The sequence below is a fragment of the Lentibacillus salinarum genome, assembly GCF_042679865.1.
Taxonomy (GTDB): Bacteria; Bacillota; Bacilli; order Bacillales; family Amphibacillaceae; genus Lentibacillus; species Lentibacillus salinarum.
In genome coordinates, this window is the sequence record NZ_JBHTNH010000026.1 from 1 (window position 1) to 14,795 (window position 14,795).

Here is a 14,795-nt window from a genome sequence, read left to right on the forward strand (position 1 = left end):
CGCTGAAACGAAAAATCGGGATGAAATACACCACCATCATCACTTTATTCCCCTTATTTTTAAGAGAATCCAAGAAAAATTCGGGTCTTTGCTCGCATCTCTCGCATCTTTGATGGATGAAAAATATAGTTTTTCACCGGACTTCTAGGGAAGTGGTGTAGTGCATCCGTATTTGAGTGGGGAACAAAACCGGCCGTTAAGTGATTCACCGCGTGAAATGAAGGCATTAACAACGTCTTCCAAACAGATTTCTTTCCATTGATTTAGTTTTGTATTAAGATAGTCAATTGGTGCCGATAGCTTTCCAGATAACAGGCGTTTCGACACGCGTTCTGGAAACATAGGCACGCGTACACCGAACATGGGCGTGAGCGCGTCAAAAATGTGCCGGGACACCACAAACACGAGCCGTAACACTGCACCTATAAACCAAATTTGCATGTGAATTCGATTGATAAAACAACTGGAGGAACAACGATGTCTGATCGAAATAAAGGAATTCTGTTATTACTGGTCTCTGCGTTAGGTTTTTCACTCATGGGGGCTTTTGTGAAGCTTTCCGGAGATTTGCCAACCATGCAGAAGGCCTTTTTCCGTAATATAATCGCCGCTATCATCACATTAGGTTTTGTTTTACGTCATAAGGAAAGAATGTTTGGGAAAAGAGAGAATCAGAAACTGCTGCTGTCCCGTTCGGCGCTTGGGGCAGTGGGGATTGTGCTGAACTTTTATGCGATTGACCATCTCGTGTTATCCGATGCCGAGATGCTGAACAAACTCAGTCCGTTCATACTCATTATTTTTTGTGCGATTTTCCTGAAAGAAAAGGCTCAGCGGTTTCAGGTTTTTGCCATACTTGTGGCCTTTGTCGGGGCGTTGTTTATCATTCAACCGGAATTTTCCGTTGAGATATTCCCTTATATTGTCGGGGTACTTGGCGCGGTGTTTGCGGCCGGCGCTTATACGCTTCTCCGTGTCCTGGGGAACAAGGAAAAGCATTATACGGTCGTATTTTATTTTTCATTTTTTACAACGCTTGTCCTGCTGCCGTTCACGATTACACTTTATGAACCGATGAGCTGGCAGCAATGGGTTCTGCTCATCCTGGCAGGTACATTTGCAACGGTGGGGCAGTTTGGTATAACGCTTGCTTATAAGTTCGCACCGGCCAACGAGATTTCGATTTTCTTCTATTCGACGGTCGTTTATTCGGCGCTGTTGAGCATTGTTCTATTTGGCCAAATTCCGACGCTGCTCAGTGTGATTGGTTACGTCATCATATTCGGCGCATCGTTCTATATGTTCCTGAAAAACAACCGGATGGATAAACAGGAAGCAAAACAGGTGAAACAGTTGAAATCGTCATAGAAATATGAAAGCTGTCCCAAACGTCATGTGATTGTGATATTTGGGACAGTTTTTTTATCCCGCTTGAAACGGGAAGGTCGACAAACACTCGGGCGTCCTGTAGATTCACTTTATCCCCAAAAATGAGGTTATCGCTCTGCGGTATGCGTGGGAACGAGAACGGCTCACCCTCAACCTTAATACTAAGGATGGTTTTGCTTGAAATTTCTTCTTGACATGTTACGAAATTTTCGGTTAACTTATAATAAATAGATAAGTGTGATAACGCATCGCTTAAAAGATGAGCAAAAACTGCACAAAAAAGGAGGGAATAGGGTTTTGGTCGCTTGATATCACTCTAATAGAGAGGAGACGCTTATGGCGCAAATTGAAGAGTTTTTAGGCCAGGTAAGTGATATTGTTTGGGGAGTGCCTTTGCTTGTTCTTTTGGTAGGGACAGGAATTTATTTAACGATTAGACTTGGTGCCCTTCAGGTTCGCTCACTGCCTTATGCTTTAAAGCTTGCTTTTTCCAGAAACCAGGATAAAAAATCGGATGGGGATATTTCCCATTTTCAGGCGCTTATGACCGCATCAGCAGCTACAGTTGGAACTGGTAATATAGTCGGTGTAGCAACCGCTGTTGTTTTGGGTGGACCCGGAGCTATTTTATGGATGTGGGTCGCTGGCTTTTTCGGAATGGCGACTAAATATGGTGAGGCTATTCTAGCTGTAAAGTATCGTGTGAAAGATTCCGAGGGAAATATGGCCGGGGGTCCCATGTATTATCTGGAACACGGCTTAAAACAGAAATGGCTTGGTGTGTTGTTTGCGATATTTGGTGCCCTTGCTGCATTTGGCATTGGCAACGGGACGCAGGCAAAGGCCGTTGCCGATTTAATGAACAGTACGTTTTCCGTGCCCTTTTGGGTTACCGGTATCGTGCTTGTTGTTTTTGCAGGATTGGTTATTATTGGCGGCATTAAATGGATCGGCCGTGTAACTGCTTTCCTTGTTCCGATTATGGCAGTATTTTATATCGCTGCCGGCTTAATTGTTATGATCATGCATATTAATCTGGTACCGGAAGCGATTGGAACGATTTTTACTTATGCGTTTTCAGGTGAAGCTGCTGCTGGTGGAGCCGTTGGTGCTGCGATACGTTTTGGGATCGCGCGGGGCTTGTTTTCCAATGAAGCAGGTTTGGGTTCTGCCCCTATTGCTGCAGCTGCGGCCAAAACTGACATGCCGGGCAGACAGGCTCTCGTTTCCATGACTCAAGTTTTAATTGATACGTTTATTGTGTGTTCCATCACCGGGATTACCATTGTTATGTCCGGCAATTGGCAGGATGGATCCATCGAAGCAGGGGTGCTGACGGCTTCCGCTTTCGGTACCTTGCTGGGCAGTGCAGGACCGTATTTAATAACATTCGGGTTACTGTTTTTTGCCACGTCCACCATTTTGGGATGGGCCTACTATGGGGAAAAATGTTTCCAATACTTGTTTAAGAACCCGACTGCTGTCAAAGCCTATCGTACCATTTTTGTTCTATTTATTTTCGTCGGTGCGACAGCATCACTTGATGCGGTCTGGACGCTGGCTGATATCTTGAATGGCTTGATGGCCGCGCCTAACCTGATCGGATTGCTTGGGTTATCGGGTGTGATCATTTTTGAAACCAAGCGTTTTCAGAAAAAAGCTAAGGAAGAACAACAGAAAGTGTCATAAGCCCTTATCGCACCGTCTTCAATGCTAAAAAGCTTGCGGGAAACAGTCCGCAAGCTTTTTTATGTCGTAAACATCGCATGATTAGTTTGCATGCTTTTTCTTATAAGCCTGTGCATATTGATCGGCTGCATAGATGGCATCGACCACGTCGTCTGCTGTGATGTTGAAGGCCTGGTGGATGGTTTCGCCTTCGGTTGTTGCTGCTTCGGCCACTTTCATAAGGTCGTCGCGGGATGCATCGTTTAAGTGGATGTCTTCGAGTGTGACCGGTAGACCGAGGCTGACATATAATGTGATATAGCGCTCGATTTCGTCAATGCTATGCTTTTCCAGAGCGAGCTGGACAAGTGTGCCGAACGCGACTTTCTCACCATGAGTCATGTGGTGGATGTCGCCCTTCAACGCGGTGAAGCCATTGTGAATGGCATGGGCTGCTGCGAGTCCCCCGCTTTCAAAGCCTAAACCGCTGAGTAGGGTGTTCGCTTCCACGATCGATTCCAGTGCTGGTGTAACCGACTTGGCTTTGACGGATTCATAGGCCAGGTGGGCATATTGAAAGAGGGTTTCTTCACATTTTTCCGCAATCGCCTGCGCAGCGATCGTTGTGCTGCCGCCTGCCATCGTGTCGCCGCCAACTTTGATGACGCTGCGGGCCTCGACCCATGTCGCTAACGCGTCGGCAATTCCTGAGGCCAGAAAACGCGGTGGTGCGCCTGCCACAATTTTCGTATCGATCACAACGAGGTCCGGATTTTTCTTGTAGAAACGATACCCTTCAAAAACGCCTTTATCCGAATAAACGACGGAAAGTGCACTTGTCGGTGCATCCGTCGAGGCAGTTGTCGGCACAATCACCGTGTAGCCGTTTACTTCATCGGAGACTGCTTTGGCGGTATCCAGTGTTTTACCGCCGCCGACACCGATGACGACGGTTACGTTCGCTTTATTGGCAGTGTCTGTAATCCGCTCAATTTCCGTCTTGGAAGCTTCCCCGTTAAACAGGACCTCCTCAGCCGTAATGTTTTCCTGTTTCAGTTGTTCAACCACATCATGTCCGGCAATGTCCCAAACCGTTTCATCTGCTATGACGACAGTTTGTTCACCGAGATCTTTGACATATTGCCCGATATTTTTAATCGCGTTTTTCCCCTGCACATATTTGGCGGGGCTGATAAAAATGCGTTCACTCATGTTGTAACACTCCTTTTCATTATGTCCCAATTATCGTTTCCCTAGTTAGCCGAAAAAACACGCATCTATTTTGTGAATCTTTCTGTCAATGTACGGTTAGATCGCGTTCCCCGTTCGGTGCATCCTTCCTGGAACGGCATTGTATAGTCCCCTTCATAATCATAATCGAACAAAATGTGCTGCAGGGGGCACAATTAAAAAAATTCACCCAAACCGCTTTACTTATGGGAACTCATGTTCTAAAATGGCGTTAAATTATTATCACCTCGGGTCTATCACGAGGCAGCTTGAAAAATTTTTTCTTTTCATGCCCCCAAAACACCTTTCGATACGATAGTAATTAAAACAGGACTTATCAATTTTATGTCGAGGGGGAAATACGATGGAGGGAAAGCAAAAGCGATTCACATTTGAGGAAATTTTTAAGCAAAATGAGCTGAGGATTCATTATCACATTCACCGGCTGAATATTAGGGATCCGCATCATGAATATTATCAGGAAGGTCTTGTTGCTATGTGGAATGCCTATGAGAAATATGAGCCGGACAAAGGCCCGCTGGCAACATACTTTAACTATACGATCCGGAACCGCCTAATTGATTTGATGCGCAAACAGAACCGGGAACACGAAAAGGATGCCATTTACCTGCAGGAACAATCGACACGAATGAAGGATGGCAATTATTATCGGCGTCATGGAACCGCCTACCCGGTCATGCAAGTTGCTGATACGCCGTTTCCATATGAAGGAATCGATTCAGCAGCTTTATGGAAAACAATAAAGGACGAGCTGACGGAAAATCAGTGGAAATGGGTGACGTATCATGTGGTCGAGGGCCTGACGATCACGGCGATTGCCGAGCAGGAAGACACCTCAAGAGAAGCAGTGAAAAGCTGGGGTAAGGGAGCAAAGCGGAAACTGCGCCGGATCACGGATGAAGGGATGTAACTTGAATATGAAGTTCTCCGACAAAACACCGAATAGATCGACAATGTTACAGGAAAATTTACCCCCTCTTGCGTGGAGCAGGAAGGGGGACTTTAAAGGTTATTAATTTTTCGCTTTTGCTTTCCGGGTCTGCCATATAGTGAAAACAATCGATAAGACAGCCAGTATCAGGAACGCTAATGAGATCGGGCGACTCAGAAATAATGTCCAGTCAGGATCGGACATGAAAGCCCGGCGTAAATTAACTTCAGCGATTGGGCCGAGAATGACTCCAATAATAATAGGAGCTAGCGCAAATTTGTATTTTGTAAAAAAGTAGCCGATAATCCCGATGATGAACAATAGATACAGGTCCGTAACACGGTTATTTAACACAAATGTGCCAATCACACATAGTACCAGGATAACCGGAACCAAAATACGGGCAGGTACTTCTGTCACCCGAACAAAGAGGCGAATCCCCAAAAACTGCGTGATCAGCATAAAAAACGAGGCCACCAAAAAGGCCAAAAAGATACCACCAACAATGTTTGGTTCGTTCGTAATCAGCAAGGGGCCTGGATTTATGCCGTGAACCATTAAAGCTGATAATAAGACAGCGGTCACGGCCGAGCCCGGAATCCCCAGGGCTATGGTCGGGATCAGATCACCGCCAACCGTGGAATTATTGCCGGCTTCAGATGCAACGACACCTTCTTCATGACCGGTTCCAAATTTCTCGGATTCCTTTGACCATTTTTTGGATTGGTCATAGGCGATAATGTTAGCGATACTGCCGCCAGCACCGGGTATGGCCCCGATGATAGCCCCGATAGCGGACGAGCGGATGAGGTTTACCGGTTTTCGGATGACCGTCATGAATGTTTCTTTCGGTTTCAGGACAAACTTGATGCCCTGGATTTTATCCTCCTGCTTCTGCTGCAGATCTTTTTCAAGTTCTGAGCGTTCCACTGAATTGAGTAGTCTGGAAATCGCGAACATGCCAATTAGAACGACCAGAAAGGGGATGCCGGCCCGGAGTGTTTGGCTATCAAACGAGAAACGGGAAATGCCAGCAATCGGATCAGCGCCAACTGTGGCAATCAGTAAACCGAACAGCCCGGCAATCAAGCCTTTTAAGATAGATTCACCTGTCACACTGGCGATGATGGTCAAGGCAGCGACGATCAGTGAAAACATTTCCCATGGGCCGAACATAAGCGCCAGATTGGCAATCTGCGGTGCGATGGAAATGAGTAGGAAAAGGCTGACAATCGAACTTAAAAAGGATGCCCAAATCCCAATCGATAATGCTTTTCCCGGTTGACCTTTTCGTGCCATAGGATAGGCATCAAATGTGGTCGCGACAGCAGATGGGGTGCCGGGAATGCCGAGTAAGGCAGCGGTGATCAGACCGCCTGACATACCACCAACGAGTACCCCGATCATAGCCGCGATACCTGTGACAGGTTCCATCCCAAAGGTTAGCGGCAGGGTCAGCACGATGGCCATTGTCACGGTAAAACCGGGAATGACGCCGGCTAAAATGCCTGCTATGACACCTAAAAAGATAACAATTAAAATATGGAACTGAAAGATTTCATTTATACCAAGCCATAATAAATCGAGCATTTTTTCACCTCACATACTGATTCTATAAGAGCAGTCCATCCGGGAATCTGATGTACAGTACATTTTCAAAAAAAACATACATGCCTAGCGTGACAATTAGAGATATGACACTAATGATGATGACTTGTTTCTTATGTCGCGGTCCGATGATCAAACCGGCAGCAATCATAAATAGAATACTGGTTATGATAAATCCGATAACATCCATGAACACAATATACAACCCGAGGGCGGCCAGTATGAACACGATCAATTTGTATTCCTTCCATTGCTTGGCCGCAAATGCCCGGAAACCTCCGTCAAAGCTTGATGTTTTCATTTTCACAAGCAAAATGGATTGCTTGATGACAAGCGCTGCTGCCAGTAATGCGAGCAGCAACGCAATCAGTTTTGGGTAGGAGCCGGGATCCAAATGGGTTTCATTGACTTGCGGAAAATCACCGGAATTAAAATAGATGATGGCACTTAACAGGATTAAAAGAATCCCGATAACAATTTCTCCCATATTATTCTCCCCACTTATGCATGATTAGAATAAGGAAAGGACGATCGCTCGTCCTTTCTTTGTCAGATGCTTGTCTATTCGATATTTTCGATTGTTTCTTTAATGACTTGATTCTGATTTTCCAGGTAGTTGGCGTATTCGTCATGATTCATAAAGTTGACACTTGCGCCCAGATCTTCTATCTCTTTAACGAACGCATCACGATTGGCTACTTCTTCAAATGTGTTGCTTAACATTTCAATGATTTCCGGATCGGTACCGCCCGGCGCCACGTAGCCGCGGTTAATCCCCATAGTCAAATCATAACCCTTTTCCTTGAATGTCGGGACATCCGGCAGCGTGTCATTTCTTTCCTCTGTACCAATGCCCAGGAATGACATATGACCGGCTTCAACAAATTCGGCCGCTGAGGGATAGTCTACAATAACCGCATCGACATGGCCGCCTGCCAGTGCCTGGACGGCTTCACCCAAACCTTCATAACCGACCAGATTATAGTTGATATCGAGTTCCTGGCCAATTTGTTCCACCCAAACACGGGGAATGCCACTGACCGTTCCGCCAAAATCGATGGTGTTTTCTTGCCCGTATTCAACGAATTCTTCCAATGAGTCAACATTTAAGTCATTTGATACAGCCAGGAGCTGATCGGATGCTGACATGGAAGCAATCGGCTCAAAATCATCATAATTGACATCTGTGACATCCGTGTGGTGCGCCACTAAATGGCCTTCATGCATTTGCCCGATATGATAGCCATTGGCATCCTGTTCCAATAATTCTTCCATGCCGACCGTTCCGCCAACACCCGGAACGTTAACGACGACCATTGATTCATCCAAAGCCTCTGATACATGATCCGTTACCACACGTCCCTCGATATCACTGCCTCCACCCGGATCCCACGGAATAGTCATCTCAATTTCGCGATCCGGGTAATTTTCTGCTGAATTTTCGTCATTCCCACAGGCTGCTAGTACCATTGCCGCGGAAACGATTATAAGCAATACAGCAAGTGCGCGTATGTTCTTGTTCATCACGTTAATGCTCATCCTTTCCTGGTTGTTAGTCATGAAGATCATGTAATAGCATTTTTCTATTTTGATAATATTTTGACATCAAAACGAAAGCTATACTAATCATCTGAATATTTTAGGATATTATAATCGAAAAATTACTTACAGTCAATAAGAATTGTTGGGAAAATTGGTTTCATTATGAATGTAAGACATCAAGTGAAACCAAATAAAATCGTCATCAGAGGTTGAAAAGAGAGGGGAGTTTTGTGCCGGTGGCGAAACTGCGGCTGTTGGGCAGCGTGTTTGCCTTACTTATTTGGCAAAGTCCAAAAAACAGGCATATTAGCCCATAATCCTGAAAAGTTTTTCAATAATAAAATTTATGCGCTAGTATCACACGTATAATGTTATATACAAGCCGTATCGTCATGATACTCATTTATATTAAGACCATTATTTTTGTTATGATAAAGACTAGTTGTCACATTTGCCGGTTAATTTCTAATTATCCAACCAACACGTCATACGTTGTTTGGTAGATTACTAGCAAACAGGCATACCTATCATATAAGGGTCAATTAGGCTGACAACTATATACAAAAAGGGGGTTTTTTCTATTTTTATCAATCGCAAAATCAAATTTGGTTTGACAGCCTTTGTGTTGCTTCTTATGTTGTCAATGCTCTTGGCAGCATGCGGAGGTAATGGCGAAGAGGAAGAAGATACGGATGCCTCGAAAGACGAGGGCACTGAAGAAACAAGTGACGGGCCTGAATTGGGGCAGGAGGATTTAACCCAGCCTTACGTGGCGTGGGCAAGGGAAACCATCAGTACACATATGCTGGGTGCACTGCTTGAGAAAGTCGGTTACAATGTTGAACTGACACAGGTCGAGGCCGGCCCGATGTGGTCCAGTGTTGCCGATGGTTCGGCTGACTTCCATACATCCGCATGGCTTCCGGCCACCCACGCATCATACTGGGAGGAATATGAAGACGATATTGTCCAGGTCAAACAGGTGCTTGATGAGGCACCACTGGCTTTGTCCGTTCCGAGTTACATGGAAGATGTGAATTCAATTGAGGATTTAAAAGATAATGAGGAACTTGGTGAATCAGTTAATTGGGAGGTTGTCGGAATCGATCCAGGTGCCGGCATTATGGAAAACACGGAAGAAGCGTTTGACGTATATGGTTTGGACAATTGGGAGCTGACGACAAGCTCTGAAGCGGCGATGCTTGCTGAATTAGAGGCAGCTGTTGAAAATGAAGAACCGATTATTGTGCCGCTTTGGAAACCACACTGGATTTTCGGTACAATGGATTTGAAAATGCTAGAGGATCCAGAGGAAATTTATGGTGGGGCTGGTGATCAGATTTATACAGTCGCCCGTGATGGCCTGGAGGAAGATGCGCCAAGAGCATACAAAGTGATGGAACAATATGATGAAACGTATGAGATGATTGATGAAATGATGCCGAAAGTCCATGCGGAAGATGAGGATCCGGCAGAAGTTGTCCAGGAATTTATTGATAATAATCCCGATCTGGTTGACGAATGGCTTGACGGCATACCAACTGAATAATTTGTGAATGGAACAGGGCTGGTGTGTCAGCCCTGTTCCGTTTTGTTAGTAGGGCAGAGCTCGATCTTCAGCCCGTGCGGAAAAACTTCAGCCCGAGGGCACAGTCTTCGGCTCGAGGGCAGAATCTTCGTCCCGAGCGGGGAAACTTCAGCCCGAGCGCACAATCTTCAGCTCGAGGGCGCAATCTCCCGCCCGAGATAACGATACCTCCGTTACTATGGTTTTTTTGACCAGGAGAAGCTACCGCCGAATACATCACGGACGTCGTGGATGACGACGAAGGCTCTGTCATCGACTGTGTTGATGATGCGTTTGAGTTTCATAATCTGGTATTTGTTAATGATGATGTAGGCCATATCAGCGTTATCTTTCATGTAACCACCATAGCCTTCAAATACCGTTGCGCTTGTTTTCATTTGCTGAACGACTTCATCGGTTATTTCCGGGGCATAAGCGGAAATGATGCTGACGGCTTTTCGTGTGTCAAGCCCTTCGATGATCAGATCTGTCGCCTTTTTACCAACAAATAATGAAACGATCGTATACATGGTGTGGAGCGGACCGATGATAAACAGACCGGATGTCACAACAGCTGCGTCGAGCGCAAAGTTGGTCCGCGTCAAATCCAGTCCGAAGTTGTGGTTCAGCATACGCGCAATAACGCTAGTCCCACCCATGGAACTGCCGGTCCGAAAAATCAGGCCGGCGCCGATACCAATGAAAAATCCCGCGAAAATGGCTGATACGAGCGGGTCTCCCAACGAATCAACTCCGATTTCGGTGATATACATAAAAAATGAAATGAGCGGCGCGGTGATCACAGTCAGAAAAATGGTGCGTCGTGGCAATACGCGATAGCCAATCAGGATGATGATCGATGCCAAAATGAAGTTCACAATACCCGGTGACCAGTCAAACGCATAGTGTAATATAATCGATAATCCCGGAAGACCGCCGTCAGCGAGATTGTTCGGGATTGCCAGAAAGGTCAGCGCCAGGGCATAAAGTAATGTTCCGGCCACGATCATGATCAAATCTTTAACCAGTCTCTCCATCTTCCCCACCTCCATGTTCTTGTTTTATCACGTATGTAACCGGCAGGCCGACAAAAATTCGGGCGTCCTGTCGCATTGTCGGCCCGGCACGTCCTGTTCGCCGTAGCCCCCGCGTCAAGCCTGCGGGGCGAAATCAGGAATGATAAGTGCGGCCCCGTTGATGTTCAGCCTTCTCCGGTTGATAACCGCCCTGCTCCGGTCGAAGTTCAGCCTTCTCCGGTCGATAACCGCCCCACTCCGGTTGATGTTCGGCATTCTCCGGTCGATAACCATGCCACTCCGGTTGAAGTTCAGCCTTCTCCGGTTGATAACCGCTCCACTCCGGTTGAAGTTCGGCGTTCTCTGGTTGATAACCGCCCCGCTCCGGTCGAAGTTCCGCGCTCTCCGGTTGATAGCCACCCCGTCCCGGTTGAAGTTCGGCATTCTCCGGTCGATAACCGCCCCACTCCGGTTGAAGTTCGGCATTCTCCGGTCGATAACCGCCCCACTCTGGTTGATAATCGGATGGACGCATCACTCAACGGCCAGTATATGTCCGATTTTGTTCGGGTTTGCGCGATGCAGGCTCAACGACGCCCGAGTAATTAGTCTTTCTTCCTTATTATTAGTGCAATGGGGGGGAGGAAACGCAGACTAAAACCGCCACGTCAATTGCCAACGTCTGCATGACCACATCCTGCAGGCCCAACCACGCCACTGATTGACGTTTCACCTACTGGCATTATTAAAACGGTTTATCATGTGGCGACAAACCGTCAGTCAGTCCGGAACAGCTATCAATCTAGTTTATATGGGATACAGTTTAGCATGTCTTATTCCGATCAAGCAATATATTAGGGACTCCAGGAGGTTTCAACCGATGCTGTATTCCTTACGCTTTTTTGACACATCTGAATTTTCGTGTTAATTTAATGTTAAATTGAATAATTTTGTAATTCCACTAGGGGTGCTTTTGTAAAAGGCTGAGATCGGAGTGGCTACTCTGAGACCCTTTGAACTTGAGACGGTTAAAGCCGGCGTAGGGAAGTGGCAAGTTGAACAGCACTATGTTCCTTGTTGATAGCGATGCTCAAACCACTTTCCATTGGCTTTTGGAAAGTGGTTTTTTTCGTTGGGCCGGTGAATACAGGAGGAGGGATGCGTATTCAGGAGCTTCATGTTATTTCAACTGGAAAACAGTCGCCCGAGGAATTGATTTCGATCGTTAAGCAGATTCATCCATATATTGATTATATCCATCTGCGTGAAAAGACGTGGACGGTCAGTCAATTGGAGGAGACCATTGATAGCTTCATAGCAGCGGAAGTGCCGCAAGGGAAAATCGTTGTGAATACAAATGCTGAAACAGCCTACAAGAAGGCGGTCGCGGGTGTGCAGTTGACACACCGGAGCATTGGTGTTGCCAAAGCCCGGCATCTGTATAGCGGTTTGCGCATCGGTTGTTCAGTTCATTCGATCGATGAAGCCACAGCTGCGGAGGCGGATGGAGCAGATTATCTGTTTTACGGTCACATCTTTGAAAGTGGTTCAAAACCTGGTGTGGAATCGAGAGGACTGGTGGGGCTGCGGGAAGTGGTCCAAAGCACATCGATCCCGGTCATGGCGATTGGCGGCATTACCCCGGAAAATGCGCGCGATGTTATGGCGTCCGGTGCTGCCGGTGTTGCGGTCCTGTCGGGTATTTTGTTGGCGGACGATCCGCTGGTAGCTGTACGACGTTATGATATTCGTTAACGGACTGTCGCAGTGGACTCATGTTTCAAAGGGGGTGAACTTATGCAACTCATTGTCAATGGCAACATGGCCGAAATGCCTGATACGGTGAAGACAATCGCGGATGTGAAACAGCATTTTAACATTAACAATCCGGTAGTCATTGTCGAGCACAATGGCGACATACTGGATAAAGAGACGCACACGGCGCAGAAAGTGGCAGATGGTGACAAAATTGAATTAGTCCAATTTGTAGGAGGCGGTTGAATGTTAACAATTGGTGACAAATCATTTAATTCTCGATTATTTCTCGGAACAGGTAAATATCCCAATTTTGATATGCAAAAACAAGCGGTGGATGTCTCAGAAACCGATGTCCTGACGTTTTCAGTGCGGCGGATGAATATTTTTGAACCGTCCCAGCCGAATTTTCTGGAAAAGCTTGATGTGGAAAAATATAGTCTCCTGCCGAATACAGCAGGTGCTAAAACAGCTGAAGAAGCGGTGCGCACCGCAAAACTGGCAAATGCCTCAGGGCTGTGTGACATGATCAAAGTGGAGGTGATAGGCGACGACAAAACACTGCTGCCTGACCCCATCGAAACGTTAAACGCAACTGAGGAACTGGTGAAAGAGGGTTATACGGTTTTACCGTACACGTCGGATGATGTTGTGCTGGCGCAGCGGCTTGAAGAAGCGGGTGCTCATGCTGTTATGCCCGGGGCTTCGCCGATTGGTTCCGGCCGGGGGATTGTTAATGCGCTTAATTTAAGCTTAATTATCGAACAATTAACGGTGCCTGTCATTGTCGATGCCGGGATCGGTTCGCCGAAAGATGTCGTGACAGCGATGGAGCTGGGGGGTGATGGCGTTCTCTTGAATACAGCCGTCTCAGCAGCTTCGGATCCCGTTAAAATGGCTGAAGCGATGAAGCTGGCGACAGAAGCCGGCCGATTAGGCTATGAAGCAGGACGGATTCCGAAAAAACGCTATGCTACCGCAAGCAGTCCCATGGAAGGAATTAGTGTCTAATGTTTGAACGGTACTCCCGCCAAGTATTATTTCCCGGTATTGGGGAAGAAGGACAGACGTTGCTTCAAAATAAGCATGTCCTGGTAATAGGGGCCGGCGCACTTGGAACGGGCAATGCGGAAATTTTAGTCCGTTCCGGTGTCGGCAAAATCACGATTGTGGATCGGGATTATGTCGAATGGAGCAACCTGCAGCGTCAACAATTATTTACGGAAAAGGATGCTGAAAATCACATTCCGAAAGCTGTTTCGGCCAGGGAACGATTGGAAGCGATCAATCGTGACGTGACGATTGAGGCGCATATTGCCGATGTCACCCCGGCTGAGATGGAACAATTCGTATCGGGTGTTGATCTGATTATGGATGCTACCGACAATTTTGAGATTCGCATGATCATCAATGATGCGGCACAAAAATATGGGATTCCGTGGATTTATGGGTCGATTGTTGCCAGTTATGGGATCAGTTATACGATCGTGCCAGGCACCTCGCCGTGCTTACATTGTTTAATGGAAGGTATCCCGATCGGCGGATTGACCTGCGATACAGGCGGCGTGATCAGCCCGGTCGTGCAGATCGTGGTTGGGCACCAGACAGCTGAAGCACTCAAAATTTTGACGGAAAACTGGGCCAGCTTGCGGCGCGAGCTAATTTCATTCGATGTCTGGGAAAATGAACAGTCCACCGTCAACGTGGATAAATTACAAAAGGTAGATTGCCCGTCCTGCGGGAAGGAGCCGATTCACCCATTCTTGAGCCAATCCCAGACGAAAACCGAAGTGCTTTGCGGGCGTAATACGGTGCAAATCCGGCCGGCATCGAAGGAAACACGAGACCTGGAGAGGGTGGCAGCGAATTTGTCGAAACTGGGAAAAGTGGAGCAAAATTCATTTCTGCTTCAATTTAAAGCCAATCACAATCGCATGGTCATGTTTAAAGATGGCCGTGTGCTTATCCACGGGACAAATGATGCGACAGAAGCCAAGTCGCTTTATCACAAGTTTTTTGGCTGACGTTATGTCACCTGATGGGGTTGAAAGCAGATTGTGCTGACAGA

General features: G+C 46.8%; 14 protein-coding genes and 1 riboswitch. Of the genes, 8 read left to right on the forward strand and 6 right to left on the reverse strand.

Annotation, left to right across the window (positions count from 1 at the left end; translation table 11 throughout):
• Positions 1-477: 477 nt before the first annotated feature.
• Together ACFQ4A_RS11940 and ACFQ4A_RS11945 are read left to right on the forward strand one after the other, a co-directional pair.
• Complete coding sequence (locus tag ACFQ4A_RS11940) at positions 478-1,368, forward strand: DMT family transporter (RefSeq protein ID WP_382400896.1); 891 nt, start codon at positions 478-480, stop codon at positions 1,366-1,368.
• Positions 1,369-1,725: 357 nt separating this feature from the next.
• Positions 1,726-3,078: an alanine/glycine:cation symporter family protein gene (locus ACFQ4A_RS11945; protein ID WP_382400898.1), complete on the forward strand. Its 1,353-nt coding sequence runs from the start codon at positions 1,726-1,728 to the stop codon at positions 3,076-3,078.
• A gap of 81 nt (positions 3,079-3,159) precedes the next feature.
• Here the strand turns inward: ACFQ4A_RS11945 and ACFQ4A_RS11950 are convergent, their stop codons facing one another.
• Positions 3,160-4,269 (reverse strand): glycerol dehydrogenase, encoded by a 1,110-nt coding sequence (locus tag ACFQ4A_RS11950; protein ID WP_382400900.1) that lies wholly within the window; start codon positions 4,267-4,269, stop codon positions 3,160-3,162.
• A 382-nt stretch (positions 4,270-4,651) separates the two neighbouring features.
• Between ACFQ4A_RS11950 and ACFQ4A_RS11955 the strand changes: the two genes are divergently transcribed.
• The gene (locus tag ACFQ4A_RS11955; protein WP_382400902.1) at positions 4,652-5,218 is read left to right on the forward strand and encodes a sigma-70 family RNA polymerase sigma factor; all 567 of its coding nucleotides are present in this window, start codon (positions 4,652-4,654) and stop codon (positions 5,216-5,218) included.
• A gap of 102 nt (positions 5,219-5,320) precedes the next feature.
• Here ACFQ4A_RS11955 and ACFQ4A_RS11960 read toward each other — a convergent pair whose 3' ends face one another.
• The 3 genes from ACFQ4A_RS11960 to ACFQ4A_RS11970 all read right to left on the reverse strand — a co-directional run bounded on the left by ACFQ4A_RS11960 (position 5,321) and on the right by ACFQ4A_RS11970 (position 8,371).
• Positions 5,321-6,829 carry a tripartite tricarboxylate transporter permease gene (locus tag ACFQ4A_RS11960; RefSeq protein ID WP_382400904.1) on the reverse strand — a complete coding sequence of 503 codons (1,509 nt, stop codon included), beginning with the start codon at positions 6,827-6,829 and terminating at the stop codon, positions 5,321-5,323.
• 22 nt (positions 6,830-6,851) lie between these two features.
• Positions 6,852-7,334, reverse strand: a complete 483-nt coding sequence (locus ACFQ4A_RS11965; protein WP_382400906.1) for a tripartite tricarboxylate transporter TctB family protein — start codon at positions 7,332-7,334, stop codon at positions 6,852-6,854.
• A 74-nt stretch (positions 7,335-7,408) separates the two neighbouring features.
• Positions 7,409-8,371, reverse strand: coding sequence for a Bug family tripartite tricarboxylate transporter substrate binding protein (locus ACFQ4A_RS11970; protein ID WP_382401121.1), 963 nt, complete (start codon positions 8,369-8,371; stop codon positions 7,409-7,411).
• Between the two features lie 652 nt (positions 8,372-9,023).
• Here ACFQ4A_RS11970 and ACFQ4A_RS11975 point away from each other — a divergent pair.
• Positions 9,024-9,938, forward strand: a complete 915-nt coding sequence (locus ACFQ4A_RS11975) for a glycine betaine ABC transporter substrate-binding protein (protein ID WP_382400908.1) — start codon at positions 9,024-9,026, stop codon at positions 9,936-9,938.
• Between the two features lie 215 nt (positions 9,939-10,153).
• Here the strand turns inward: ACFQ4A_RS11975 and ACFQ4A_RS11980 are convergent, their stop codons facing one another.
• Positions 10,154-10,993, reverse strand: coding sequence for a YitT family protein (locus tag ACFQ4A_RS11980; protein ID WP_382400910.1), 840 nt, complete (start codon positions 10,991-10,993; stop codon positions 10,154-10,156).
• A gap of 114 nt (positions 10,994-11,107) precedes the next feature.
• Entirely contained in the window at positions 11,108-11,458 is a 351-nt protein-coding gene (locus tag ACFQ4A_RS11985) for a hypothetical protein (RefSeq protein WP_382400912.1), read from the reverse strand.
• Between the two features lie 467 nt (positions 11,459-11,925).
• Positions 11,926-12,035, forward strand: a riboswitch (TPP riboswitch).
• 95 nt (positions 12,036-12,130) lie between these two features.
• Here ACFQ4A_RS11985 and ACFQ4A_RS11990 point away from each other — a divergent pair.
• Genes ACFQ4A_RS11990 through ACFQ4A_RS12005 form a run of 4 tightly spaced genes read left to right on the forward strand, consistent with a single transcriptional unit; the run spans position 12,131 to position 14,751 of the window.
• Positions 12,131-12,727, forward strand: a complete 597-nt coding sequence (locus tag ACFQ4A_RS11990; RefSeq protein WP_382400914.1) for a thiamine phosphate synthase — start codon at positions 12,131-12,133, stop codon at positions 12,725-12,727.
• 42 nt (positions 12,728-12,769) lie between these two features.
• Positions 12,770-12,973: a sulfur carrier protein ThiS gene (thiS, locus tag ACFQ4A_RS11995; protein ID WP_382400916.1), complete on the forward strand. Its 204-nt coding sequence runs from the start codon at positions 12,770-12,772 to the stop codon at positions 12,971-12,973.
• Positions 12,974-13,738: a thiazole synthase gene (locus tag ACFQ4A_RS12000; RefSeq protein WP_382400918.1), complete on the forward strand. Its 765-nt coding sequence runs from the start codon at positions 12,974-12,976 to the stop codon at positions 13,736-13,738.
• Complete coding sequence (locus ACFQ4A_RS12005; protein ID WP_382400920.1) at positions 13,738-14,751, forward strand: MoeB/ThiF family adenylyltransferase; 1,014 nt, start codon at positions 13,738-13,740, stop codon at positions 14,749-14,751. Before ACFQ4A_RS12000 ends, ACFQ4A_RS12005 begins: the two co-directional genes overlap by 1 nt.
• Positions 14,752-14,795: the final 44 nt, after the last annotated feature.

Coding starts and splice junctions, on each gene's coding strand:
- ACFQ4A_RS11990 (WP_382400914.1), top strand. CDS start 12,131: ATGCGTATTCAGGAGCTTCATGTTATTTCAACTGGAAAACAGTCGCCC.
- ACFQ4A_RS11950 (WP_382400900.1), bottom strand. CDS start 4,269: ATGAGTGAACGCATTTTTATCAGCCCCGCCAAATATGTGCAGGGGAAA.
- ACFQ4A_RS11940 (WP_382400896.1), top strand. CDS start 478: ATGTCTGATCGAAATAAAGGAATTCTGTTATTACTGGTCTCTGCGTTA.
- ACFQ4A_RS11960 (WP_382400904.1), bottom strand. CDS start 6,829: ATGCTCGATTTATTATGGCTTGGTATAAATGAAATCTTTCAGTTCCAT.
- ACFQ4A_RS11975 (WP_382400908.1), top strand. CDS start 9,024: ATGTTGTCAATGCTCTTGGCAGCATGCGGAGGTAATGGCGAAGAGGAA.
- ACFQ4A_RS11965 (WP_382400906.1), bottom strand. CDS start 7,334: ATGGGAGAAATTGTTATCGGGATTCTTTTAATCCTGTTAAGTGCCATC.
- ACFQ4A_RS12005 (WP_382400920.1), top strand. CDS start 13,738: ATGTTTGAACGGTACTCCCGCCAAGTATTATTTCCCGGTATTGGGGAA.
- ACFQ4A_RS11955 (WP_382400902.1), top strand. CDS start 4,652: ATGGAGGGAAAGCAAAAGCGATTCACATTTGAGGAAATTTTTAAGCAA.
- ACFQ4A_RS11985 (WP_382400912.1), bottom strand. CDS start 11,458: ATGCCGAACTTCAACCGGAGTGGGGCGGTTATCGACCGGAGAATGCCG.
- ACFQ4A_RS11970 (WP_382401121.1), bottom strand. CDS start 8,371: ATGAACAAGAACATACGCGCACTTGCTGTATTGCTTATAATCGTTTCC.
- thiS (WP_382400916.1), top strand. CDS start 12,770: ATGCAACTCATTGTCAATGGCAACATGGCCGAAATGCCTGATACGGTG.
- ACFQ4A_RS11980 (WP_382400910.1), bottom strand. CDS start 10,993: ATGGAGAGACTGGTTAAAGATTTGATCATGATCGTGGCCGGAACATTA.
- ACFQ4A_RS11945 (WP_382400898.1), top strand. CDS start 1,726: ATGGCGCAAATTGAAGAGTTTTTAGGCCAGGTAAGTGATATTGTTTGG.
- ACFQ4A_RS12000 (WP_382400918.1), top strand. CDS start 12,974: ATGTTAACAATTGGTGACAAATCATTTAATTCTCGATTATTTCTCGGA.